This window comes from Sphaerisporangium sp. NPDC004334, assembly GCF_053602655.1.
Map to the genome: position 1 here is coordinate 18021 of NZ_JBSGDZ010000002.1, position 24379 is coordinate 42399.

At 72.8% G+C, this 24379-nt stretch carries 21 protein-coding genes; 2 read left to right on the plus strand and 19 right to left on the minus strand.

What is annotated here, in order from left to right:
- Nucleotides 1-8 precede the first annotated feature (8 nt).
- From ACWEN6_RS02105 to ACWEN6_RS02150, 10 genes are all read right to left on the minus strand, one after another.
- Nucleotides 9-935, minus strand: coding sequence for an SDR family oxidoreductase (locus ACWEN6_RS02105; RefSeq protein ID WP_452568536.1), 927 nt, complete (start codon nt 933-935; stop codon nt 9-11).
- 185 nt (nt 936-1120) lie between these two features.
- Nucleotides 1121-2368 (minus strand): 2-hydroxyacyl-CoA dehydratase, encoded by a 1248-nt coding sequence (locus ACWEN6_RS02110; RefSeq protein ID WP_452568537.1) that lies wholly within the window; start codon nt 2366-2368, stop codon nt 1121-1123.
- A complete protein-coding gene (locus ACWEN6_RS02115) occupies nt 2356-3444 on the minus strand; it encodes a 2-hydroxyacyl-CoA dehydratase (RefSeq protein ID WP_452568538.1) in 1089 nt (362 codons plus the stop codon). The genes ACWEN6_RS02110 and ACWEN6_RS02115 overlap by 13 nt, the downstream gene beginning before the upstream one ends.
- A gap of 1 nt (nt 3445) precedes the next feature.
- Nucleotides 3446-4684, minus strand: a complete 1239-nt coding sequence (locus tag ACWEN6_RS02120) for a CaiB/BaiF CoA transferase family protein (protein ID WP_452568539.1) — start codon at nt 4682-4684, stop codon at nt 3446-3448.
- A complete protein-coding gene (locus ACWEN6_RS02125) occupies nt 4677-5798 on the minus strand; it encodes a CapA family protein (protein ID WP_452568540.1) in 1122 nt (373 codons plus the stop codon). The genes ACWEN6_RS02120 and ACWEN6_RS02125 overlap by 8 nt, the downstream gene beginning before the upstream one ends.
- The gene (locus tag ACWEN6_RS02130) at nt 5795-6616 is read right to left on the minus strand and encodes an amino acid ABC transporter ATP-binding protein (RefSeq protein WP_452568541.1); all 822 of its coding nucleotides are present in this window, start codon (nt 6614-6616) and stop codon (nt 5795-5797) included. The genes ACWEN6_RS02125 and ACWEN6_RS02130 overlap by 4 nt, the downstream gene beginning before the upstream one ends.
- Nucleotides 6617-6618: 2 nt before the next feature.
- Complete coding sequence (locus ACWEN6_RS02135) at nt 6619-7467, minus strand: amino acid ABC transporter permease (RefSeq protein ID WP_452568542.1); 849 nt, start codon at nt 7465-7467, stop codon at nt 6619-6621.
- On the minus strand, nt 7464-8357 hold the full coding sequence (locus ACWEN6_RS02140) for a transporter substrate-binding domain-containing protein (RefSeq protein WP_452568543.1): 894 nt from the start codon (nt 8355-8357) through the stop codon (nt 7464-7466). The genes ACWEN6_RS02135 and ACWEN6_RS02140 overlap by 4 nt, the downstream gene beginning before the upstream one ends.
- Before the next feature lie 155 nt (nt 8358-8512).
- Entirely contained in the window at nt 8513-9436 is a 924-nt protein-coding gene (locus ACWEN6_RS02145; protein WP_452568544.1) for a PaaX family transcriptional regulator, read from the minus strand.
- Between the two features lie 164 nt (nt 9437-9600).
- Nucleotides 9601-10632, minus strand: a complete 1032-nt coding sequence (locus tag ACWEN6_RS02150; RefSeq protein WP_452568545.1) for a PaaX family transcriptional regulator — start codon at nt 10630-10632, stop codon at nt 9601-9603.
- Nucleotides 10633-10913: 281 nt separating this feature from the next.
- On the opposite strand from ACWEN6_RS02150, the gene ACWEN6_RS02155 reads away from it, so the two are divergent.
- Entirely contained in the window at nt 10914-12329 is a 1416-nt protein-coding gene (locus tag ACWEN6_RS02155; RefSeq protein ID WP_452568546.1) for an alpha/beta fold hydrolase, read from the plus strand.
- A 34-nt stretch (nt 12330-12363) separates the two neighbouring features.
- Here the strand turns inward: ACWEN6_RS02155 and ACWEN6_RS02160 are convergent, their stop codons facing one another.
- Nucleotides 12364-13224, minus strand: a complete 861-nt coding sequence (locus ACWEN6_RS02160; protein ID WP_452568547.1) for a hypothetical protein — start codon at nt 13222-13224, stop codon at nt 12364-12366.
- An 845-nt stretch (nt 13225-14069) separates the two neighbouring features.
- Here ACWEN6_RS02160 and ACWEN6_RS02165 point away from each other — a divergent pair.
- Nucleotides 14070-14639, plus strand: coding sequence for a hypothetical protein (locus tag ACWEN6_RS02165; protein ID WP_452568548.1), 570 nt, complete (start codon nt 14070-14072; stop codon nt 14637-14639).
- A 145-nt stretch (nt 14640-14784) separates the two neighbouring features.
- Here ACWEN6_RS02165 and ACWEN6_RS02170 read toward each other — a convergent pair whose 3' ends face one another.
- From ACWEN6_RS02170 to ACWEN6_RS02205, 8 genes are all read right to left on the minus strand, one after another.
- The gene (locus ACWEN6_RS02170; protein WP_452568549.1) at nt 14785-15996 is read right to left on the minus strand and encodes a serine hydrolase domain-containing protein; all 1212 of its coding nucleotides are present in this window, start codon (nt 15994-15996) and stop codon (nt 14785-14787) included.
- A gap of 371 nt (nt 15997-16367) precedes the next feature.
- Nucleotides 16368-16850, minus strand: coding sequence for a Clp protease N-terminal domain-containing protein (locus ACWEN6_RS02175; protein WP_452568550.1), 483 nt, complete (start codon nt 16848-16850; stop codon nt 16368-16370).
- A 2-nt stretch (nt 16851-16852) separates the two neighbouring features.
- Nucleotides 16853-17083, minus strand: coding sequence for a hypothetical protein (locus tag ACWEN6_RS02180; protein WP_354850958.1), 231 nt, complete (start codon nt 17081-17083; stop codon nt 16853-16855).
- A 348-nt stretch (nt 17084-17431) separates the two neighbouring features.
- The gene (locus ACWEN6_RS02185; protein WP_452568551.1) at nt 17432-17737 is read right to left on the minus strand and encodes a cell division protein SepF; all 306 of its coding nucleotides are present in this window, start codon (nt 17735-17737) and stop codon (nt 17432-17434) included.
- Nucleotides 17738-17921: 184 nt separating this feature from the next.
- Nucleotides 17922-18938, minus strand: coding sequence for an NAD-dependent epimerase/dehydratase family protein (locus ACWEN6_RS02190; RefSeq protein ID WP_452568552.1), 1017 nt, complete (start codon nt 18936-18938; stop codon nt 17922-17924).
- Nucleotides 18939-19139: 201 nt separating this feature from the next.
- Nucleotides 19140-21419, minus strand: coding sequence for a SulP family inorganic anion transporter (locus ACWEN6_RS02195; protein ID WP_452568553.1), 2280 nt, complete (start codon nt 21417-21419; stop codon nt 19140-19142).
- 81 nt (nt 21420-21500) lie between these two features.
- The gene (locus tag ACWEN6_RS02200; RefSeq protein ID WP_452568554.1) at nt 21501-23579 is read right to left on the minus strand and encodes a hypothetical protein; all 2079 of its coding nucleotides are present in this window, start codon (nt 23577-23579) and stop codon (nt 21501-21503) included.
- Between the two features lie 183 nt (nt 23580-23762).
- Nucleotides 23763-24302: a YbhB/YbcL family Raf kinase inhibitor-like protein gene (locus tag ACWEN6_RS02205; RefSeq protein ID WP_354850977.1), complete on the minus strand. Its 540-nt coding sequence runs from the start codon at nt 24300-24302 to the stop codon at nt 23763-23765.
- Nucleotides 24303-24379: the final 77 nt, after the last annotated feature.

A 24379-nucleotide genomic window follows, 5' to 3' on the forward strand; every position in this document is an offset into this window, starting at 1 on the left:
CCGTCATGTCAGGCTCCCTGAGCCTCCGCGGCCGGGACCGCGGGCGCGGGGATTCCGTAGGTCTCCGGTTCGGCTCCGACGCCCGACCGCCAGGAGGTCGCGATGGCCTCGGCCGTCCATCCTCCGTCGGCGAACGCGACGGCCTTCTCCGCCGGGTGCGACCACAGTGCGAGGCGGTCGCCGCCGATGCCGATCGCCTGGCCGGTCACGTCGGCGGAGGCGTCCGAGGCGAGGAACACCACCAGGCCCGCCACGTCCTCGACCGTGCCCAGGCCTTCGTCTTTACGCAGCCACCCGGGCAGCGGCCCGCCGGTCCGCTCCGCCTCCTCGATGATCGGCGCGAACACGGGAATGCTCTTGGTCATCTCGGTGGCCGCCACCGGGACGACCGCGTTCACGGTGATGTCCGCCCGGGCCAGTTCCATCGCCCACGTCCTGGCCATCGCCACGATGCCGGCCTTGGCCGCCGCGTAGTTGGTCTGGCCGAAGTTCCCGCGCTGCCCCGCCGGCGAGGAGATCAGGACCAGCCGGCCGCCGGTCCCCTGCTCGCGCATCCGCACCGCCGCGGCCCGCGCGCAGGTGAACGTGCCGCGCAGGTGCACCTCGACCACCGCGTCGAAGTCGTCGTCCGACATCTTCCACAGGACCCGGTCGCGCAGGATGCCCGCGTTGGTGACCATCACGTCCAGCCGGCCGAACTCCTCGGCGGCGGTGGCGACCAGCCGGTCGGCCACCTCGGCGGATCCGACGGGGCCGACGACGCTCCGTGCCCTGCCGCCGTCGGCGGTGATGGCGCCGACGACCTGTGCGGCCGCTTCGCCGTCCACGTCGTTGACGACGACGGCCGCCCCGGCCGCGGCCAGCGCCTCGGCGTACGCGCGGCCGAGGCCGCGGCCCGCACCGGTGACGACGGCGACCTTGCCGGATAGATCCATGGGACTCCCCCTGAGTTGGGACGGCGAATGGTGCGAATATAAGTCACTTGAATGACGATCGTCAAAAATCTGTTCAGCGTTCTGTCGTGGAGAGGTGCCCGTGCACGCGGCGGATCCATGCCGGCCTCATGGCGGAGCGGAGAACCGGCACGGCCTGCGCTTTCAGCGGATGGAGAAGACGCGGGTCAGGCCAGGACGACCTGCTCCAGCCACCGGCCGACGCGCTCGGCCACCTCGTCGCCGAAGGTGCGCGTGTCGACGTTGTCGGCGTGGATCTCGATCACCGGGAACCCGGCCGCCTCCAGTGCGCGGGCGGTGAAGTAGCTGCCCCGAGGGTCGTCGGACACCAGGTGCACCACGCCGTCGATGCCGTGCAGGCGGGCCTCCTTCACGTACCACTCGCTGGACCACGGCGGGGTGTAGAGCTGGTCGGTGAAGGCGGCGAAGCGTGCCGCCAGCGCCCTCATCGGGTCCTCGCCATGGCGGATGTACCCGTCGGCGGCGATGGCCAGGTACATCGACCAGACGAACACCGCGCCGTACTCCTCCTCGAAGCGCTGGTAGAAGCCCATGTCGTACCAGAGGCCGCGGCCGATCCACATCAGCCGGGCCCGCTCGCCCGGGCACACGGCATGACCGGCCTCGACCCGGTCGCGCACCTCCTGGTAGAAGCGCCTGGCGATGTCCCTGGCCCACTCGGTGCCGCGGTGCCACTGGGGGAGCATGACGCTGGGGATGCTGTCGACGACGCCGAGCGGGGCGGGCCGGGCGCGGGCGATGAGGTCGCGCGTCTTGCGGTTCCACTCTTCCTGCTCGTTGACCAGTGCCATCACCTCACGGAAACGGGACTGGCGGAATCGCCTGCCGGTGGTGGTCTCCAGGAACCTCACGAGGTTCTCCAGTTCCGCGGTGAGCAGGTCCAGCCTCGCCGGGCCGACGGCCTGCTCCCACCCGTGCGGCATGAGCTCCCACCAGTTGGCGGGGACCTCGTTCTCGGCGGCGCTTTCCAGCGGGTAGAAAGCGACCCCGGGCTCCTGACCCCAGATGTCGAAGATCTTGCGGGTGAGGTCGCCGGAGGCGTCGCCGACGATGATGTCCGGCCTCGGCAGGCCGCCCCACGGGCCGGACTCCGGTTCCGGATCGAAGGCCGAGCCCAGGGTGACCGAGTTGTACTGCTCGGAGTAGTCGGGATAGCCGCGCTGCCGCACCAGCTCCAGGTAGTGCCCCGAGCGCTGCTTGGCGGCCGCCAGGGACGCCCACCATTGGCCGACCGCGTACGGGATGTCCATCGTGCGGAAGATCTCGTGGGGGACGTCCGCGTTCAGCAGGGCGAACGGCTCGCCGGCGGCGACCCGCCGGCGCAGGTCGGCGAACCATTCGCGCTGGTGCCTGCCCGCCTCGGCCGCCGTCGCGAGGGATTTCACACTGCGCATGGATCGTCCTTCCGCAGGGCGGTCAGGTCGGCACGCCCGTACTCCTGGCGCTCCAGCGAGACCGCGGGGATGCCGGCCGCCGCGCGCTGCGCGGGAAAATCCCACGCCGGGGCCTCGTCGCCGGCCCTGGAATAGGAGAGGAGGAGCTCGGCCCGGCAGCGGCGTACGGCCGTCGCCACGTGCGCGGCGCGCTCGGCCGCCGTCGCCCTGTGGGCGGTCGGACCGCTGTGGTGGTAGTGCTCGGCCAGCGCGTCGAGGCCGCCCCCGCCGACCGGCTCGGCGCGGAGCGGCTCGCCGAAGGAGTGGTCCTCACCGACGATCACATGGCCCTCGGACTCGATGGCCTCGTAGACGTGCGGGGTGTCGTGGTCGCTGCCGCTCATGAAGACCCGCCGCCCGGCGTGCTCCGCGAGCCGTCCGGCCTCGGCCAGCAGCCGTTCCAGCAGCGCGATGTGCTCCTCCACGGGCAGGGCCGCGCCGGCGACCGCGAGGAACTGCCGCCCCGTCAGGCGGGCGGGCACCGCCCTGCGCAACTCGGCGGCGGCGGCCAGCAGACGGCGCCGCTCGTTGTGCGCCGCCACCGCCTCGGCCAGGTCGAGGGGGCGGCCGGTCCAGGCTTCGAGCCTGGCGGCGAACTCGCCGATCCGGCGACGGTTGTAAAGGGCGGTCGTGCGGTGCGGCAGGTGCAAGATGTCCACCAGGTACACCTCGGGCAGCCTCCTGCCCGGTTCCACGCGGGACAGCTCGCGCAGCGCGTAGAACAGCCGCAGGGACGCCTCGCAGTCGCGGGAGACCACCACGCGATCGAGGTCGCCGAAGGACCCGGCGAGCAGCCGGGCGAGCACCGAGCGGGCGATCGGGTCCACCCCGCGGCCCAGGTACCGGTCTCCGAGCGCGGCATCGGACTCGGGGTCGCCGGTGAGGCGGAACGCGCGGACGCCGGCGGCGGTCAGCAGTTCGACCGGCATGTCCGCCCCGACGTAGCCGACGACCGGCGCCCCCGCGCCGGTGCGGCCCTCGAAGGGGGCGCCGCGCCGGGCGTACGCCTCCTCCAGCGCGGCGAGCGCTGCCAGCACGTCAGATCACCCCCTTCTCGGCCAGCGTCGTGAGTTCGCCCTCGGAGTAGCCGAGCAGGCCGCCGTAGATCTCGGCGTTGTTCTCGCCGAGGGCGGGCGCCGGCCGGTCGAGCGCCGCCTCGCAGGCGGAGAAGCGGATCGGCACGCCGGTCCCGTACAGGTCCGCGGGGCGACCGTGGCGCGGATGCTCCAGTGGCACGACCTCCTCGCGCTCGAGCACGAGCGGGTCGCGTACGGCGGCGCCGGGCTCACGGACCTCGGCGGCGGGGACGCCGTGCCGGGCGAGCAGGTCGAGGACCACGGCGAGCGGGCGGTCCGCGGCCCACGAGCCCACCAGCTCGTGCAGCTCGCCGGCGTTGGCCACGCGCGCGTCCCGGGAGGCGAACCGCGGATCCGCGGCCAGATCGTCGCGCCCCATCGCCGCGAAAAGGCCGCGGGCGAACGCGTCGGTGGGGCCGCACAGCGCGAACCAGCCGTCCGCAGCCGCGAAGGTGCCGAACGGCGCCAGCCTGGGCACGGTCATTCCCGTGCGCATGGGCAGGCCGAGCTTCTCGTAGGCGTCGAACGGCTCGCACGCGACCATCGAGGTGAGCGCGCCCAGCATGGACACGTCCACGTGCTGGCCCTGGCCGGTCGCGTCGGCCCGCAGGACCGCGGCCAGCGTGCCGATCACCGCGTACAGCGGCGCGACCAGGTCGCCCACCGGCAGCCCGAAGCGGACGGGCGGCTCTCCGGGCGCGCCCGCGGTCATCATCACGCCGCTGAGCGCCTGGACGATGGTGTCCATCGCCTTTCCCGAGCCCGGACCGCCCTGGGCGCCGAAGCCGCTGATCGACGTGCACACGATGCGCGGGTTGATCGCGCTCGCCCAGTCGTGGCCGATGCCGAGCCGCGCCATGACCCCGGCGCTGTAGTTGTCGATCATGACGTCGGCCGTCCGTACCAGACCGGCCAGGATCTCGCGGGCCTCGGGATGCTTGAGGTTGAGCGTGACGCTCTGCTTGTTGCGGCCGCGCAGGAGCATCGACACCGACATGTCGTCCTCCCCGTGCCGGGCGAGCGCCAGCCCCTCGGCGCCGAGGTAGGGGGCGTTGTTGCGGGAGGTGTCGCCGCCGGTCAGCGGGTTCTCCACCTTGATCACGCGGGCGCCGAGACCGGCCATCAGCAGGGTCGCGTACGGTCCGGACAGCGCGGTGGTCAGATCGATCACCGTGCGGCCGGCGAGCGGACGGTCAGCCACGCAGCACCACCTCCTCGCCCTCCCAGCGGAACTGCGTCGCAAGACCCGCCCGCCGCGTGATGTGCTCGATGTAGGACACGACCCGCCGCCCTTCCTCGTCGTCGCCGAGCGGCACCGGCCGGCCCGCGCCGTCGATCCGGCAGGGGATGACGCCGGCCGAGACCAGGCCGTCGCGGTCGAACCGGCAGACCGCGATCGCGGTGTTCCGGCTCTCGGGATGGAAGGGGTAGTACGGCATGTCCGGGTCGGGGGCGAAGCCGTACAGCTCGACTCTGCGGCGCGCCCACGCGGCCCGTTCGCCTTCGTCGCCCGTCGCGGGCGTCAACGCGCGGGTGACGGTCACGAAGTTGCCCAGCCCGTGGTAGATCGGTCTGCCCCGGTACATCTCGACGCCGCGCATGATGTGGGCGTGGTGGGCGAACACGGCGTGCGCGCCGGCGTCGATGACGGCATGGGCGACGGGCCGCTCGTACATCGCCAGGACGGCGGGGGTGTGCCCGACGCCCTTGTGCAGTGACACCAGGACGACATCGACCTCGGCGGCCAGGGCCGCCACCTCCTCGGCCGTCCGCTCTAGGCCGGCGGGGTCGGCGAAGGTGTAGACGGCGGGCGGCCCGCCGGGGCTGGCGTGGTCGAGTTCGTAGTGCGTCAGCACCTTGATGTAGGCACAGCCGGGCTTGCGGCTGGTCGCCCAGGACTCGCGCGGGCCGACGCAGTTGTAGCTCAGCACGCCGACGCGCAGCCCGTCGCGTTCCACGACGGCGGGACGACGGGCCTCGTCGAGGGTCATGCCGGCGCCGGCGGTGGTCAGCCCGGCCCCGGTCGCGTACGTGATCGTGTCGGCCACCCCCTGGTCACCGGCGTCGTAGACGTGGTTGCCCGCGAGCGTCACCACGTGGAAGCCCGCGCCGGCGACCGCGGCCAGCGCGGCTGGGTCGGCGGGCGGAGCGGGGACGTCGGTGCTCACCTGGGCGGTGGACGTGCTGTGGGGCACCTCGATGTGGCCGATCACCACATCGCCCCGGCCGAGCGTCGCCCGGGCCGGGGCGAAGAAGGACGCGGGGTCGGGCTCGTCGACGATGAGGTCGCCGACGGCCATCACCGTGAAGCTCACGTGGTGGTCTCCTCCTCCAGCAGGTGTTCGTCGGAGTCGCGTGCCGCGCGCCCGGAGAAGCGCGACAGAAAGGCCCGCAGGCGGGGCGAGGCGGGGTTGTCGAAGATCTCCTCGGGAGTGCCGTCCTCGACCACCCGGCCCTCTTCCATGAAGACGCACCGGTCGGCCACCTCGCGGGCGAAGCTCATCTCGTGGGTCACGATGATCATGGTCATGCCGCCGCGGGCCAGGTCGAGCACGACGCTCAGCACCTCCTGCACCAACTCGGGATCCAGGGCGCTGGTGGGCTCGTCGAACAGCATGATCCGGGGGTTGGTGACCAGGGCCCTGGCGATGGCGACGCGCTGCTGCTGGCCCCCGGACAGCATCCGGGGATGAGCGTCCGCCTTGCCGGCGAGCCCCACACGCGCGAGCAACCTCAACGCCTCCTCGCGCGCCTCCCCGGTTCTGCGGCGGTGGACCGACACCTGCGCCTCGGTGACGTTGCGCAGCACGTTCCAGTGCGCGAACAGGTTGAACTGCTGGAAGACCATGCCCATGCGGCCGCGCTGGGCGGCCACCCGGCGCTCCGGCAAGGGACGCAGGTGGCCCCGGTGGATCTCGTGGCCGAGCAGCTCTCCGTCGAGGTACATGGCCCCGCCGTCGATGCTCTCCAACTGGTGGACGCAGCGGAGCAGGGTGGACTTCCCCGACCCGGACGGGCCGATCACCGCGACGACCTCGCCCTCCCGAATCTCCAGGCTCACCCCGTCGAGCACGACCTGGGCGCCGAACCGCTTGCGCACCTCACAGACGCGCAGGACCGGTGTGTCGCTCACCGCTACCCCTTCCCGAAGTGACGCTCCAGGCGCCGCTGGCCGAGCGACAGAACGGTGACCACCGCCAGGTACCACGCGCAGGCGACGATGAGCAGCGGCACGATCTGGTAGGTCCTGTTGTAGATCACCTGCACCGAGTACAGCAGGTCGGCCATCGCGATCACGCTGACCAGGGAGGTGCCCTTGAGCAGGCTGATGAACTGGCTGCCGGTGGGCGGGACGATCACCCGCATCGCCTGGGGGAGCACGACCTTGGCGAAGCTCTGCGCGGTCGTGAACCCCATCGCGCGCGCGGCGTCGCGCTGGCCGTCGTCCACGGCGATGATGCCCGCCCTGACGATCTCGGCCATGTACGCGGCCTCGTGCAGGGTGAGCCCGATGATGGCCGCGGTCAGCGAGCTGATCACCGAATTGGTCGGCCAGGAGACGAAGGTCGGGCCGAAGGGCATGCCCAGGGATATCCGCGGCAGCAGGTAGCCGAGGTTGAACCAGAAGATCAGCTGGACCAGGGGCGGTATGCCGCGGAAGACCGCGACGTAGACGGCGCAGGCCCAGGCCACCGGCGTGAAGCCGCTCAGCCTGCCCGCCGCGAGAAGCACCCCGAGCGCGCTGCCCAGCACCATCCCGATGACGGTGAGCAACAGCGACATGCCGAGGCCGCGCAGAATGTTCGGGTCGAACAGGTACTCGCCGGCCACCGGCCATTCGAACCGCGGGTTGGTGACGAGGAACCAGGCGAACTGCGCGATCAGGACGAGCAGCACCACTGCGGCCACCCAGCGCAGGGGGCGGGGGCGAGGCCGCGCGGCGGCGACGTCCACGACGTCGCCGACCTGCCGGGTCATGGTCATTGCGTCGCCGCTGCGTTCAGCTTGGGCTCCTCCACCGCCACCTTCTGCAGCCCGTACTTGTCCATGATCTTCTTGTACTCGCCGTTCTTGAAGATCTCCTTGAACGCGTCGAGCATGACCGGGCCGAGACCGCTGGACTTGGGCACGAGCATCGCCAGCTGGTCGACGCCGGCGCCCTGCTCGTCGGTCTGGGTCACGTACGTGAAGGCGTCCTTCTCCTTGCCGATCACGTCCAGGGCCGCGCTCTCGGTCATGCCGGCCGCGTCGGCGCGGCCGGACTTGGCGGCGAGGATGGTGCCGTTGGTGTCGGCGAAGCCGATGAACTCCAGCGCCGGCTTCCCCTGCTTGGCGCACCATTCGGTGAGGCGCTCGGCCTGGTCCTCCGTGATGCTGCCCGCGGTGCCGGCGACGCGCTTGCCGCACAGGTCGCCCGCGCTCTTGATCGCCGAGGACCCGGCCTTGGGGATCAGGTAGGAGGTCCGGGTGACCATCCACACGAGCGCGTCGAACTGCTTCTCGCGTTCGGGGGTGTCCTTGACCGGGCCGTTGAAGGCGTCGTACCTGGAGGCGAGCATGCCGGACAGCGCCGCGGGCAGGCCGCTGACGATCGAGATCTCGGTGCGGACGCCCAGGACCTCGCCGAGGGCGTCCTGTACCTCCTTGTCGATGCCCGTGACGGTCTTGCCGTCGTTGGCGACGATCCGGTAGGGCGGGTGGGAATCCCCGGCGAATCGGATGACGCCCGCTTCCTTGATGTCATCCGGCAGGGCGTCGTAGAGCGCCGTCCCGCCGGCCGGGCGCGGCGTCTCACCACCGCCTCCACCGCACGCCGCGGCGCCGGCGAGGGCCGAAGCCGCCACACCCGCGAGGATGGTCCTGGGCAATCTCATGGTGGTCCTTCCCGCGACCGGATAATGCGGCAGTTAATCTTGCGGTCGTGGGGACAAATGTCACACCTAGGGATGCACGACTGTCAAGGGGTGGTTGTGCGAGGGCGGAGACGAGCGCGGCGGGCGGAGCCGCCGCGCCACGTCCGCGGGTGCGATCAGGTGAGCGCGAGGATGGAGCCGGTCCGGTGGTGGGCCACCAGCCCGGCCAGGGCCGGCTCGAACTCCGCGACGATCTGCCTGACGCGGAACTCGGCGAGCGGCCCGAGGGTGTCGTAGACCTCCACGAACAGATCTCTGGCCGCGGCGCGCGGCCAGTCGGCGGGCAGCAGCTCCGCCGGCAGGTCGGGGTCGTGGTTGGGGAACCGCCGCCAGGTGTCCATGATCCCCGTGCGCGCCACCAGCGCCTCCGAGGCGCCGACCACGCCCCTGCGGACGCGTTCCAGAAGCGGCGAGTACCGCGCCACGAACTCCTCGTAGCCGCGCCGGAGCTCGTCGAAGTCCCATGCCTCCTGCGGGGCGCGCATGCCCGCGGCGCTCAGGGCCTCGGCGCGGAAGACCGTCGCCATGGGGATCTCCAGCTCGGTGAGCACCGCCGCCGCGCTGTCGGCGTTCGCCGCCGGCGAGACCCACAGCCCGTCGTAGAGCGGGGCGAAGCCGAGCCAGCGCAGCCTCGCGCGCAGTGCGTGGCGCAGGTCGCGCTGTTCCTCGGAGATGGAGAAGGCCGCCATCACCCATCGCCCGTCCCACGCGCCCTGCTCCAGGCCGAAGGACATGATCCGCTGCCGCCCCTCCACCATCACCGCGGCGGCCCGGTCCGTCAGGCGGTAGTAGGTGCGCCTCCCCACCTTGGACGACTCCAGCAGGTCCCTCTTGGTGAGGCGGCTGAGCGCGGCCCTGGCCGCCACGGCGGAGACGCCGAACTCCTCGGCCAGCCGCACCAGGGCGGCGGACGGCAGTTGCTCGGCCCGGCTGATCCAGTAGTCCCCGAGAAGCGTCGTGATCAAGTGCTGCGGGGGCGTGCCCACCTGGGAGCGCGGGAAATCGACGTCCTCTGCCTCGGACCTCTCGCGATGATTCACGACACGAGTATATTGACGACGCTTGCAGACGCGTACGTTACTCGATTGTCATGCTTCTGCTGATCTCGCGCCGCACTGGTACGAAGCTCCACCGTCCTGCCGCCACGCCCCGGCCATCGGGCCGCCGGAGCCATCGACGCCGGCGGCCGTCCGGCCCGCCGCGATCACCGCTGTTCGCGCCGGCCGTCGCCGCGGCCGCCGGCGAGGAGGTCCAGCCGATCACGGTCGGTCGTCTCGTCGAAACTGGTGTGACGGCGAACCTCCGGCGACTTCAGGGCCGACACCTGCGCGAAGGTGTGATGCGCGGCCAGCTTGGCCAGCCCGGGGTCGAACTGCGCGAGGATCTCGCGGAACCGTCGCTCCGCGGACTCCCCGAGCGAGTCGTAGATGCGCACGCACAGCCGCCTGGCCTCGTCGCGCGGCCAGCCCGCGGGGAGCAGCTCGGCGGGAAGGTCGGGATCGAGCGTGGGGAACACCCGCCAGTCGGTCATGATCGCGGTCCGCAGCAGCAGCGCCTCGGCGGGGGAGGGGCCGCCGGCCGCCAGCCGCTCGGCGACCGGCCGGTGGGCATCGATGAAGCGCAGGTAGCGCTCGCGCAGCCCGGCGATGTCGAAGGCGCGATGCGGCACCGGGTCCAGGTCGTCGTCGGCGACCGTGCGGGCCCGGAACACCACCGTCCCCCGCACGCCGAGCCTGCGCACGAGTTCGACGACGTCGTCGGTCCTGTCGTGCGGCGACACCCACACCGCGTCGAAGACCATGCCGAAGTGCAGCAGGCGCAGCCCGTCGCGCAGCGCCCGGCGGGTGTCGCGCTGATCCTCGGGCACCGAGAACGTGACGACCGTCCACCGCCCATCCCAGCGCGGGGTGGTGGCGCCGAACGTCAGCAGGCGGCGCGCGTGCGCCACGATCACGTCGGACGCCCGGGGGGGCAGTCCGTAGGCCGTGGTGCGCCCGTTGCGCGAGCTCTCCAGCAGCCCTCGTGCGGCGACCCGCCGCAGGGCGGCGCGGGCGCTGGTGGCGGTGATGCCGAACTCCTCCAGCAGAGCGACCAGCGCCGCCGACGGGATGTGCTCCTGCCGCCAGAACCAGTAGTCGCCCAGCAGCGTGGTCAGCAGGCGCTGAGGTTCGGCCCCTTGCCGGGCTCTGGGCAGGGAGCCGGGTTCCGGCGACGCGGCCACCAGGCGTTCTTCCATCGTCAGACTCCTCGGCCGGTGCGGGCACCCGTTCGACGACGTGCAGGGGCGAACGGGCTTACCGGGTTCGACCTGCGTGAATCCTACGTCACCGGCTCCGCGTCGGGGCTGTTCCCGGTGATCGGGGGATTGACATCGGTGACATAAGACTGAACGATCGTCTCCACTAGCGGTGGCATTCGTCCCGCGACGGCTGCCAGGCGGGCCGCCGGCCGTTCGCGGACCCGGCCGGGCCTCGGGCCGCACTCCCGCCCGTCCATCGACTGTGGAGGAAACACACCATGGGAACCGAGTCGAAGGGTGCCGCCGCCGCGATACGCCGTGGAGCGGCCGTGTGCCTGGCCGTCGCGCTGGCGACCGCCGCCGGGAGCGGAACCGCCGCCGCCTCCGCCCGGCCCCCCGGCGGCACACCGTGTCTGGCCGAGTCCCCTGCCCATCCCACCTGCGTCAGCGGCGCCCTCGATGACGGCACTCCCTACGAGTTCGTCGTGCCGGCCGCCTGGAACGGCACCGTGGTGGTCGCCCTCGACTTCGCCGGCGCGGGCCGGGACGAACCCCTGACCGCGCGGCTGCTGGCCGACGGCGTGGCCCGCGGCGGGACGAGCCGGGCCATCACCGGCTGGAACCTCCGGTCCGCCATCGACAACCAGGCTGAGGCGCTGACCCGCTTCGAGGCCGCCTACGGCCCCGCTCGCAGGGCGATCGCCGCCGGGACCTCGATGGGCGGGTTCATCGCGGCCGGTGTCGCCCAGCTCCACCCGGACGCCTTCGACGCCGCCGTCCCGATGTGCGGCGGCCTCGGCGGGTCCGTCGGCCAGTGGAACCAGAAGCTCGACACGGTCTTCGTGCTCGAGCGCCTGGTCGCCCCGGGGCTGCCTGTCATCGACATCCCCCAGGACGTCGAGTCGGCCCGGAAGGCATGGATCGACGCCCTGGCCGCGGCGCAGCGGACCCCCGAGGGGCGGGCCCGCATCGCGCTGGCCGCTGCGATCGGCCAGCTGCCCGCCTGGGGCCGCAACCCCGACGGATCGGCGACACCGCCTCCGGACGGCAGGGACGCCGGCGGTCTGGAGCAGGGCGCCTACCTCGCGCTCGCCGGCGGGCCTCTGCCCTACATCGGGCAGGCCATGGGCAGCCGGCGCCAGCTCATGGCGGTGGTCGGCGGAAACCCGTCCTGGAACACCGGCGTGGACTACGCCGGGCAACTGCGCCTGGCCGAGCCCGCCCTCCGGCGCGCCGTCCGCGAACTGTACAAGGCGGCCGGCCTGGAGCTCGGGGCCGACCTGCGGAACCTGGCCGCCGCGCCCCGCGTCGCGGCGGACCCCGAGGCCGTCAAGCGGTTCGCCGACGGCCTCGTCCTGGACGGCCACCTGCGGATCCCCGTGCTGACCGTGTCCGCCACCGGCGACCAGATCTCCACCGTCGCCCAGCAGCAGTCGTACGAGGAGAAGGTGCGCCGTGCGGGAGCCGGCTCCCTGCTGCGCCAGACGTACACCCGCACCGTCGGCCACTGCGACTTCTCGCCGGCGGAGCAGGAAGCGGCGCTGGTGACGATGTTCGACCGGCTGCAGAGCGGTCACTGGCCGGCGACGTCCGCCCCGGCGATGAACGCCCGCGCGGCGGCACTGGCGGCCGACCCCGCCCCGCGGTATGTCCCGTTCACCCCGCCCCGGTTCAACCGCCCCTACCCTGGCTGACCCGCGGGAGCCGTGACGGGGCGGTGGTGGCGGGCTAGGAGAAGCGTTCGACCATCACGGGGATCAGTCCGCCTCTGTGGCTCAGGGTCGTGGTGAGCCGTCGCAACAGGGGGCCGATGGTCGCGTCCGAGGAGGTCGCGAGGCAGGCGGTCAGGTCGAGGGCGCAGGCGCCGCCGGGGCCGACGCGGCGCAGTTCCCAGGTGAAGACGTCGCCGGCGACATGAACGCGGGCCGTGCCGAGGACCCGGGTGCGGGGGTCGGCGGCGTCGCCGGTGAGGGTCATCCCCCAGGCCGCCTGGAGCGCGGGGAGGCGGCCGGGAGTGAGGTCGCCGGCGAACAGCACGCGATGCAGGCGCTTGTCGTGGAAGCCCTCGGGAACGTGCGCGTCTTCCAGTCGCAGGGGAGCCGAGCCGGGGACGGGAAGGCGGTCGGTGAACAGCGTGCGCAGAGCCGGCTCGCCGGGCAGTTCGCGGCCGTGGGCCAGCCGGTAGGCGTCCTCGGCGCCGCGCCGGGGGACCGGCACGACACGCAGGCGCAGGGCCGGGTCGCCGCGCAGGTCGCGGCTGAGGGCCGCCGAGCTGCGCCAGGCGCCGTCGGACGCCCACCAGCAGGCGGTGTCCAGGCCGACCGTGGTGTGGTCGTCGTCGAAGACGAACTCTTCGACGACGATGCCGTCCACCGTCGCCGCGGCGGACACGGGGGTGACGAGCGCCGCGGGGGCGCGGTGGCCGGGGACGACCAGGTAGTAGTCCAGCGGCGGCCGGGAGCCGGAGATGTCGACGGCCGGGCGGGAGCCGGTCGCGCCGGGCGCCTCGCCGGTCCGGTTCCCGGCGGCCGTCCCCTCCGCCTGGTCGGTGGTGGCCGCGCTGTCCGGTCGGTCCGTGTCGGTGGGCATGGCTCATTGTCTCCGGACGGCCGTTTCGGCGGGCGGGCGGTACGGCCTTCTCGGTCTTCCGAGGAGGGCCGGGGGCCGGCAGGGCAGGGGTGCGGTGGGGAAGCGGCAGATCCGGGAGGGGGTGGTGGCACGGCGTGAAGGGTGGTGGTCCGACGGCCGGCCCGCGGTCGTGGCGTCGGGGACGAGGCCGGCGCTCGGCGCGTGCCGTCGGCGTGTGTGAGGAGCGGTGATGACCGGACTGAGCCGACTTGCCGGACGAGGATCGGAAATTCGGAATATCGGGTTATTCGGGTTCTTCGGGGGAGGAGATGAAGAAGTCCGGCGATATCCGTGGGCGGTCCGGTGGTGGCCGGACGGCATGGGGCCGGGCTGGGAACGGGGTGTGGGGAGCCGGTCAGAAGCGGTCGCCGATGGCGCTGAACGTGCCGGTGTTCTTCGCTCGGATGGCTCGCATCCGCTGCGCGCGGCCGGCCGGTGAGAGGACGCGGACGGCGTGCGGGACCGTCTGTCGTGCTGTTTCCGGCATGCCGCGTGATCAGGGCGGCGTCGGCCGCGGGTCATCGTCGCCGAAACGGGAAAGCCGCCGAAGTCCTCGATAGCGGACGGATTCCCGTCTAATGGGTATTCCGGAATGACGTGCCCCTGGAGTCGGGTTTCTTTTCTTTATTGTGTTCGTCTGTTTTCCCTATCAGTACGCCGCTGCGGCGTCGCTGGTTCGCTGAATGGGTATTCCCTGATCGCAGTGCTGCCGCGGTGGCACGGAAATAGTCCGATTCATCGGAATTCAAGCGATATGGGGGAACCGAGTGATTCCTCGGGAAACAGGTCCTTTCATAGGTAAGCGCGTGTTCACTGTGGCGTTCGCGACCGCGATCGCCGGTGGAGTGCTCGCGCTGTCGCTCCCGGCCATGGCGCAGGCCGGTACGGAGACGCGGGGCGTCCCGGGGCACCGGGCGCACCACGTCGCGCCGGTCCACGCTCCCGCCACCGGTGTCGCCGTCGTCGCCCAGAAGAAGGCCCGCGGGGGCGACGGTGACGAGGACGGCAAGAAGAGGTGCTGCAAGCACTGTCCTCCCGGACCTCCTGGTACTCCCGGCCGCAGTGCCGGCATCGACACGGCGTTCCAGGGCAACAACAAGTTCGTGGGTTACGCCCAGGGCAACGGTCCGACGTTCGTCCGGGACCCGAGAACCACCCCGCCCTGGCATGACCTCTCCACGCTGCCTGGATATCCGGGGAACGCCAGCGACGTCAGCCTCGCGGTGATGGGGAACAACCTCCACGTCACGGTGCTCAGCACGACCGGTCTGATCCGCCAGACGGCATGCACCCTCAACCCCACGCCCGGCACCGGCGGCAACCCGGCCTGGCCGGGCAACTGCGGTTCCTTCGTGGAACTCACTCCGCCGCTCTAGGCCCCGCACGGGCTGATGGGGCGAACGCGCGTGCCGCGTCCGGGGTGTCCCGGATGCGGCATCGCCGTACCGGCGGGCGTTCTCATGAGGGGCCGGTGGATGTGCTCGCGAGGACGGCGGGCGTGCTCCGGCCACCCGGCGGCGCCTATGCGGGGTCGGCGGGCTCGGTGGAGCGCCGGGGCGCCCGGGAGTCGCCGGAGCCGAACTCCACCTCCAGGGCGTCGGTGAAGATGGCGATCGGGTCCTCCCATCCGCCGTCGGTCCAGTCACCGTTGACGTTGATCGCGAGCATGTGCTCGCCGTCACGGGTGCCGTAGGTGTAGGAGAACGAGCCGAACAGGGCCCCGCCCATGCCCCACACCGTCGTGCCGCACGACAGCGTCACCGAGGAGATGCCCAGGCCGTAGGCGCTGCCGGCGATCCAGTCCCTGGTGGGGACCATGGTGAACATCTCCCGCTGCTGCGCCGCCGGCAGGAGGCGTCCGGACAGCAGCGCGCGGAAGAACCGGTTCAGATCGCCGGCCGTGGAGATCATGGCGCCGGTCGCCCAGAACAGCGAGGTGTCCATCTCGGTCGCGTCGTAGATCACGGCGTCGGGGCCGGTCTGGAACTTCTTCGTGTAGTGCCGCGAGTGCGGCCCGTGGATCACCGGGTCGGCGCCGCGCGGCAGGTACGTCCCGGCCAGGCGCAGCGGGCGGGCGATCCGTGTGGCGATCTCGTCGGCCAGCGTCCCGCCGGACGCCCGCTCGATGATCAGCCCGGCGAGGATGTAGTTGGTGTTGGAGTACACCCAGCTCGTCCCGGGGGAGAAGGCCGGCGGGTGGGACATCGCGATGCCCAGGAGCTGCTCGGGAGTGGGGCTCGGGTACCGGCTCAGCGCCGCCTGGTCGTCGGTGTAGTTGAAGATCCCGCTGGTGTGGTCGAGCAGCCGCCGGACGGTGATCGCGCCGCCGTCGTGGCCGTTGCCGCGCACCACGCCGGGCAGCCACCTGTCGACGGTGTCGTCCAGGCTCACCTTGTGCTCGGCCACCAGCTGCAGCATCACCGTGGCCACGAACGTCTTGGTGGTGCTGCCGATGCGGTACCGGTCACGCGCCCGACGCGCGCGGCCGGTGGCGGTGTCGGCGACTCCCGCCGTGCCGGACCAGGGCCGTCCGCCGTCCCTGACCTCGGCGAGGATGCCCGGGACGCCGCCCACGGCCACGGCCCGGTCGAGCAGGCGCTGGAGCGCGGCGTGCTCATGGGTGGGCGCGGCGGCGGAGGTGGAGGCGGGGGACGGCGTCATCATGGCGATGTTCGCCACGGTCGTCCCGGCGATGAGCAGGCCGAGGCGGGCGCGGGTCGCGCGTGTGAGCATGGGTTCGTTCCTTCTGGGATAGGGGGCGGGCCGCCTGGGCCCGCACGGAGGATCGGCGGAACGCGTCATGAGGCCCTGTACGAGGGCACGGCGAAGCCGCCTGCGGTGCCGGTGTGCTCCCCGATGGCGGGAAGACGACGGGCCGGCCGCTCGCGGGGAGCGGCGCGGCGTCAGCGCGTCGCGGTGGGAGCCGGTGTGGGGGAAGGATGTGCCTTGGCGCGTCGCGGCGGGGGCAGGTGTAGGCGAAGGATGTGCCTCAGCGCGTCGCGGTGGGAGCTGGTGCGGGGAAAGGATGTGCCTTGGCGCGTCGCGGCGGGAGAGTGGGGTGCGTGTCGGTCTGGGCGGTCGGACGGGCGTCGGTGGGGTGGGGGTCAGTCGTCCTGGCCGGTGATCGTCCGGCGTGCCTGGGCCGCCAGGGCGTGCCGGTCGACGCCCGCGAGGGTGAGCGCGCGCGGGACCGTGCCGACCTCGGCCTGCAGGATGCCGAGCAGCAGGTGTGCCGGTCGCAGGTCCTTCTTGCGGAAGGTTCCCATCAGGCGTTCGAGCACGAGCCTGGCCGACGCGCCGAGCTGCGACGGGAGCTTGGCGGCGCGGCTCGGGCGGGGGAGATCGAAGGCCCCGAGGGACACTCCCGCCGCGCTCAGGCTGTGCTCGAACTCCCGGTCCAGGGCCTCGCGGATCGCCTGGTGGTCCAGGCCGGCCGAGACGAGGACCTGACGGGTGGCGGACTCTCCCTCGGCGGCGACGGCCAGCAGGAGATGCTCCGCCTCGATCGTCGCCGACCCGGCCTCGCGAGCCTCGCGCGCCCCCTCCTCCATGATCGTCGCAAGATAGTGGTCGAACGTGCTGGCCATCCTCAGCGCCTCCTCAGCTGGACGCCGGCCTCGATGAGCCGTTTGGCGTGCTTTTTGTGGACCGCCTGGCGCGTCACTCCGAGCGCCTCGGCGACCTGCGGCCAGCTCCAGCCCTCACGCATCGCCTGTTCGACGGCGGCGTCCTCGAGTTGGTCGGCGAGGCGCCTGAGGGCGGCGACGGCCGCCAGCGCGTCGGCGGGCTCCCGGGACGCGGAGTTCTCAACACCGGACATGTAAGCAACCGTAGTTGACCAATTCCCTCTTAGTCAACCTGAGTTGCTTGATGATGCCAGAACGGTGCGGCCCCAGAGAAGATCAAGACACGGCGCGGCCGCCGACGAGATCACGGCACGGCGCGGCCGCCGACGAGATCACGGTGCGGCGCGGGCCCGGAAGAGATCGCGGTACGGCGCCACCACCGGGAAGGGGGCGCCAAGGCGCCGCCGCCGGCGACGGTACGGCCGCCGAGACCGCCGTACGGCGAAGCCGGCCGGCCGAAGAGATCGCCGTACGGCGAAGCCGGCCGGCCGGGAAGGAGGTGTCATGACCGCCCGGCCGCAGGGCCCCGGCGCGGCAACGGGTCAGGCGTTGATGACCATGCCGGGGGGCACCAGCAGGAAGACCTTGTGCGCGATGCGGTCCATGTCCCCGCGCCGGCCGAAGACCAGCCCGGCCGCGAAGTCGACCAGCGGCTTGGCGTCGGCGTCCGACATGCCGGTGAGGTCCATGACCACCGGCATGCCCTTGCGGAAGAAGTGCCCCACGTACAGGACCTCGTTGTAGTCCTGTGGGCGCAGCGTCTTCACGTACGACATGTCGGGCCCGGGGCTGGTGAAGGCCCTCGGCTTCTCGTGCTGGTCCGGACCGCCGGTCTCCACGTCTGCCACGTCGCCGACGCTAACACCCGCAGACCGGCCGTAGCGATCACATCGGTCAAAACCCCTCTACAGCGGCGGAGTGACTACGAGAGGCGTCATACCTCTGCACTAGTGCGAGGGGGACGAGGGCATCGCGGGTGTGATCGACCTGCTCACCCGCTGAGACGTCGCGCGCCCGCCGTGGAAGGGCCGGTCACCTGGTGGCCGCCCAGGCGGTGAGGAGGGCCGCCTCCTTTTCAGGGGTGAGGCCGTAACTGCTCCAGCGCGGGTAGCGGGCCCGCAGGGCCGCCTCGTCGTGACCTTTGAGCCAGTCCCAGGTGTCGCGCACGGTCTCGGCCACCGGACGGCAGCGCAGCCCCGCGGCCTCGGCCTTCCCGGCCGAGACCTTCCACACGCCCGCCGCGTCGGGCTCGGCCGGTAGCCACAGCGGCAGCTCGACCCACGGCTGCACGTCCTGGCCGGCGAGGAAGCGGTCGTCGACCCACACCAGCTCGGCGTCCGAGCCGGTCACCTCGGCGCACTCGGCCAGCCACCGCCCGAAGGTGGTGTTCCCGGACGGGCCGGTGGTGATGAACCGGTCACTCACCCCCTTCTCGGTCTGGTCGAGGGTGAACACCGCGATGTCACGGGCGTCGATGAGCTGCATGCGCGTCTCGGGGTCGCCCGGGGCCAGCACACGGCCGCCGCGGGCGATGCGGAGCAGCCACGACGGCAGGCGGCCGACGTTCTCCCACGGGCCCAGGATCAGCCCCGGCGCGATGATCAGCGCGGCGCCCTCGAAATAGCGCTCGACCGCCCGCTCGCAGCCGGCCTTGAGCACCCCGTAGTCCCCGTCCTGCGGGCCGGCGTCCGGCGAGCACTCCCACAGCGGCGAGGACTCGTCGGCGGGCTGCGCGGGGTAGCTGGAGATCGCCGAGACGGTGGAGACGAACGTGTAGGTGCCGGCATGGCCGGACAGGGCGCGGGCCGACTCGGCGACCACCTTCGGCGTGTACCCGCACACGTCCACGACGGCGTCCCACTCGCGGCCCGCCGCCAGCGCCCGGAGGTCGTCGGGGACCTCCCGGTCGCCCCGGAGGGCCGTCACCCCCGGCCGGTCCTCGCCTGAGCGCCCCCGGTTGAACGTCGTGACGTCGTGGCCGCGGCGCAGCGCCTCTTCGACGATGGCCCGGCCGAGGAACACCGAGCCACCGATCACCAGAATCCTCATGTCCACCACTGTCGCCCCCTGCGACCGCCGCGCCGCACGTTTTCACGGTGAGCGGATCTCCGAGCGGCCGCTGGAGCGCGCCGTTCACCGTGAGCGATCACCGCCTGCCGTCCGCCGCGGGCGGCGCCCGCCGGCCGTGCGCGTCGCCCTGGGCCGTCCGCGCCGCGGTGGGCCTGTCCGGTCAGCGGTGGGCCTGTCCGGTCAGCGGGGGCAGGTGGTCACCGGGGAGAAGCCCTCGCGGTCCAGGACGTGCACGCGGGCCGCGCCGATGTCGAAGTACAGGCCGACGAGCTGCACCCGCCCGGAGTCCACCAGCCTGGCCACCGACGGGTGGGTGCGCAGGTTGTCCAGTTGCTGGGCGACGTTCACCCTGCACAGCCGGTCGAGCGGCCCGTGGTCCTCGCCGGAGGGGTCGGACAGGATGTAGCGGGCGAGCGTGTGGTCGCCGTGCCGCAGCCAGTTGCCCAGGCCCGGCAGGGCGCCGATGTTCTCGCCCCCGCAGAGCAACGCGGCCATCGCCCCGCACCCCGAGTGGCCGCACACCGTGATCGTGGAGACGTTCAGCGCCGCGGTGGCGTACTCGATGGCCGCGACCACCGAGTCGTCCGGCGGGGCCGCGCCGTGCCGGGGCACCAGGTTGCCGATGTTGCGCACCGTGAACAGGTCGCCGGGACCGCTCGCGGTGATCAGGTTCGGCACCACGCGGGAGTCGGCGCAGGTGATGAACAGGTGCGAGGGCTCCTGCGTGCGCGCCATGCGGTTGAGGAAGGGACGCACCAGGGGAGCGGTGCGCCGTTGGAAGTCCGCGGTGCCGGCGAGCAGGTCGGGCACGGCGCCCCCGTGCGGGCCGGTCTCGTCGCCGCCTTCCCGGGAGGGCATCCAGGTCTGCCCGTGCCGCACGGGGATGCGCGACAGCGGGCCGCCCCGCCGGTACGCACGGGGCAGCCACCAGCGATCCGGCGCTCGCGGCGGCGTCTTGGCCGCCGACACCCGCGTCCCGCTCGCGGCCGCCGTGGTGTACCACTGGTCGTGGATCTCGTCGATGGCGATGGTGCCGCCGCCGCGCTCGTGCTCCAGACGCCAGCCGTGCAGGGCCTCGAAGGCGGCGTTGTCCATGAAGTCGACGTTGAGGTCGAGATCGACGGCGGCGCCCGCCGGGATGGCCCGCAGGCTGGAGGTCAGCGACGGCACGCCCACGAACGTCAGCGACCCGGTGACCACGACGTGCCAGCGGTCGTCCGGCTCCAGCCGCACCTGGATCGACACCCGGGTGAGGCGCCGCAGGGCGAACAGCGCGGCCAGGCAGAGGCCGAGCAGCACCCCCTCGGCCAGGCCCACCACGACGACCGCGCCCATGGTCAGCACGTAGATCGGCAGCTCGCCGTGTCCGTGCAGGCCGCGGACGGTGCCCAGGTTGACCATGCGGACGCCGATGAAGACGAGCAGGGCCGCCAACGCCTCCAGCGGGATCAGCGTGACGCACCACCCGAGGCAGACCGCGAACAGCAGCACCCACACGCCGTGCAGGGTCGCCGACCACCGGGTGCGGGCCCCCGCCCGCACGTTCGTGGTGGTGCGGACGATGACGCCCGCCACGGGCAGGCCGCCGAGCGCGCCCGAGACGAGGTTCGCCAGGCCCTGGCCGGTCAGCTCGCGGTCGAGGTTGGCGCGCGGCCCGTCCTGCAGGCGGTCGGCCGCCACGCAGCAGAGCAGCGACTCGACGCCGGCGAGGAGCGCGACCAGCAGCACGGCTCCGGCGATGCCGTGCCAGTCGCCCGTGGGCGGTACCGGCGTCGCCCAGTCGGTGAACCCCCGCGACAGGTCGGCGCGGGCGACGTCCCAGCCCAGCAGGCCGGCCGTCAGCGCGGCGATGGACAGCGCCGCCAGCGGGGCCGGGATCACGTTGACGCGCGGCAGGCGCGGCCACAGGACGAGAAGGGCGATGGTGAGCACGCCCACCGCCACCGCGTGGCTGTGGTTGTCGGCGATCTGCGCGGGCAGCTCCAGAATGTTCTCCACGGCCGACCGCTGCGGCTGCCCGCCGAGCACCACGTGGAGCTGCGACAGGGCGATCACCACGCCCACCCCGGCGAGCATGCCGTGCACCACCGCGGGCGACACCGCGAGGGCCGTGCGGGCCACCTTGAAGGCGCCGAGGACGATCTGCAGCGCCCCCGCCGTCAGGGTGATCATGCAGGTGGCGCGCCAGCCGTAGGTGCGCACCAGCTCGGACACCACAAGGGCCAGGCCGGCCGCGGGCCCGCTGACCTGGACGACCGACCCGCCGAGCGGCCCGGCCACCAGGCCGCCGACCACCGCCGCGACCAGGCCCGCGATCAGCGGCGCGCCGCTGGTGACGGCGATGCCCAAAGAGAGCGGGACGGCGACCAGGAAGACCACCAGCGAGGCCGGAAGGTCGTGCCGGAGCACCGATCGAATACGCTGAGTCTTACTCTCGTCACATTCTGTGTGCCCGGTCATGCTGTGACCATACGACGCGGCGGCCGGCCGATTAAGGCTTTGGCCGCCGCGTTTTCCATCTACCGATGGAATGCTGGGTGATCAGCGGTAATAGTCGGGATAGTCGGTGTCGGTGGGCCGGCGGTGGCCGCCACGCGACGGCGTGCCCTTCGACGACTGGATGGTCGGGTCCTCGGTGCCGCCCGCCGCCGTGCCGTACAGCTCGCCGTAGGAAGGCCAGCTGCCGCCGGTGTTGTTCTGCTGGGGCTGCGCCCACGACCCGGACGTGGCGCCGGAGGAGGAGGCGCGGTCGGCCTCGTAGCCGCCGCCGTAGCCCTGCCCCTGCCCGCCCGGCCCCGGGCGCGCGTCGTCACCCCTGGACGGCCGGCCGGCCGGGGCGTCATACGCCTGCGGACCGCGGGAGGAGCCGGCGGGCATGCCCGCCGGAGGAGTCGGCCCGCCGGCCGCGTCGGAGTCGTCGATCGTCGCCCACCCCGGGCGCACCTCGTAGGACGGGGCGCTGGGCACGGCCGGCGTCCCCGCCGCGTACCCCTCGTAGGAGGGCAGCTGGTAGTCCGACGCCTTCCAGGTCTCGCCGGAGGAAGCCGCCGAGGACGTGGGCCCGTCCAGGATGTCGTAGGTGCCGGGGGCGGGGTAGGCCGGGCGGGCCGGCCACGACTGGTCCGCCGCCGGTGAGGCGGGGAACTCGCCGGTGGCGGAGTTCGGGGTCGAGCCGCGGGAGTCTCCCGCCGCCCCGAACGAGCCGGACGCCGGATGCGGGCCGGTGCCGCGCGGGGAGCCACCCGCCCGGGGGGCCTCGTAGGAGCCGGTCGAGGAACGGCTCGCGTCGAAGGGGCCGGTCGCGGCGCGGGAGCCGTCCAGGGGGCCGCCCGGACGCGACCCGGTGGAGCCCGAACCGGCCTGACGGGACCCCGGGCCGGTGGGCAGCGGGCCGCGGGACGTCGCCGCCCCGGACACGGCGCCGCCGGACGGCGCCCTGCCCGCAGGCGAGCCGCCCAGCGGATCGCGCGCGCTCAGCGGGTCACGGGACGCGGCGCCGCCGGACAGCGGGCCGCTGGACAGCGGGTCGTTCGCGAGCGACCCCGTGGGGTGCGCGCCCGCCAGCGGCCCGGTGGACAACGGGTCGATGCGCGGCTGGGTGGTGAGCGGGTCGACCCGGGGGCCGTTGGCCGGCGGGTCCGAACGTGCCGGCTCGGGACGGCCGGAGGCGGCGCGCCCGGCCTCGGCGGGCCTGCCCGCGCCCGTGCGCCTGCGCGGTTCGGCGGGACGGCCCGGAGCCGCGGGACGGCCGGGGTCGCCGCCGCCGGACTCCGGACGCCGCCGGGGCTTGGCGCGGCCGGTGTCGGTGATGCCCAGCGGGTCCGCCGGGTCGGGACGCGAGCCGCGGCGGGTGCGGCCCGGCGACTGGGCCGAGCCGATGGCGCCCAGGACGTCGGCCGCCGACGCGGCCGGGACCGCGGCGGGCGGCGCGGCCGGGGATGACGGCGCGGGGACCGGGGCGGAGAAGGCGACCGTGCGGTCGGCGGCCGCCGCGTCCGAGGAGGACGGCGGCGCGCTCGCGCGCGAGGGCTCCGCCACGCCCGACCGGCCGGGCGAGCGGGTGGGAAGGGGAGCCTGGACGGTGGCGGCGTTGGCGTCCACCTCGTCCTTGTTCTTCGGCGCGGGAGGCTTGGCGGCCTCCGAGGATGGGGAGGCGACGTCGGGACGGCTCGCGCCCACCCGGGCGGCGATCGTGCCGCCGAAGGCACCGTCGTCCGCGCGGACGCGCGTCCAGTAGTCGTCGTCGTAGTCGTCGGCGTCGCCCCACTCGTCCACGCCGCGGCGTCCGCGCGAGGACGCCTGCTTGCCGCGCGGAGCGGGACGGCCGCCCGGCCGCCCGGCGGGACGGGCGCCGGCCTTGTTGCCGCCCGGCCGCAGCCGCGCGGTGGCGCGCTCGGGTTCGGTGAAGGCGTCGAAGCCCTCGGGGAAGCTCTCGAAGAACGTCTCCTCGGCGGGACGGCCGGGACGCTTGGCCGATGGATCCTCCGCCTGCTTGGCGAGCTTCTCCAGGCGCTCGGGAGGAAGGTTGCTCTCGCGGCGGTTCATGGACCGCATGCCGAATGCAACGACCATCAGTACGAGCAGCACGACGGCGACCAGGCCGAAAATGACCGCGATCATTGCACCACCTTCATGGCCATCGCCTTCCAGTGGCGCTGAGGAGACCGCGCGGCCATCGACGCGATCTGCCCCCGTTGACCACCTGCGCTCGAGGATTGCATCTGATTCTGTCCGACCACTATGAGCGTTGTCACACCCTACGAGAAGATCCGGTATCCATTACTACCTGCGGTGCTCAGCATGTCACTCGATGTGCGCCGCCGAGAGCCGCCCGCGCGCGATCGTGTGCTGGGCGATCTGCTCCAGCGTCTCGCGGAGCCCGGCGCCGTTCTTGAGAGCGAGTTCGGCGTTCAGCGCGTACACGCTGAACCGGTAGGTGTCGTCAGGACGGCACGGAGGCGCGTAACCCACCTTGCCGTTCGAGGACAACCCCTGCAGCGCGCCCTTGGGCACACTGTTCGGCGCGAGTTCGGTGGTGAGCGAGTCGACGTTGAACAGGACCCAATGCGCCTCCACCGCCCCCTGCGCGTTGGTGGCGTCGACCACCAGGGCGATCGACCTGGTCTGCTTCTGCGGCACGCCCGACCAGCGCAGCGGCGGATTGCCCGACTGCCCGGTGCAGGAGAACTCCGAAGGAAGGGGCGCCTGGTCGCGGAAGCGCGGGCTCGAGACGCTGAGCCCGTCCAGCGAGTTCTCGGTGGGCGAGCCGCCGCCCACGATGCCGCAACCGGCCGACAGCGCCACCGCCGTCGCCGCGGCGACGGCGATGCGTCGGTGTCCCATGCGTCCAATCCGCACGGTGTTTCTCGGCAGCCCCATGGTCGCTGATGCTACGCGCGTTCCGGGGGTGGCCTGACCCC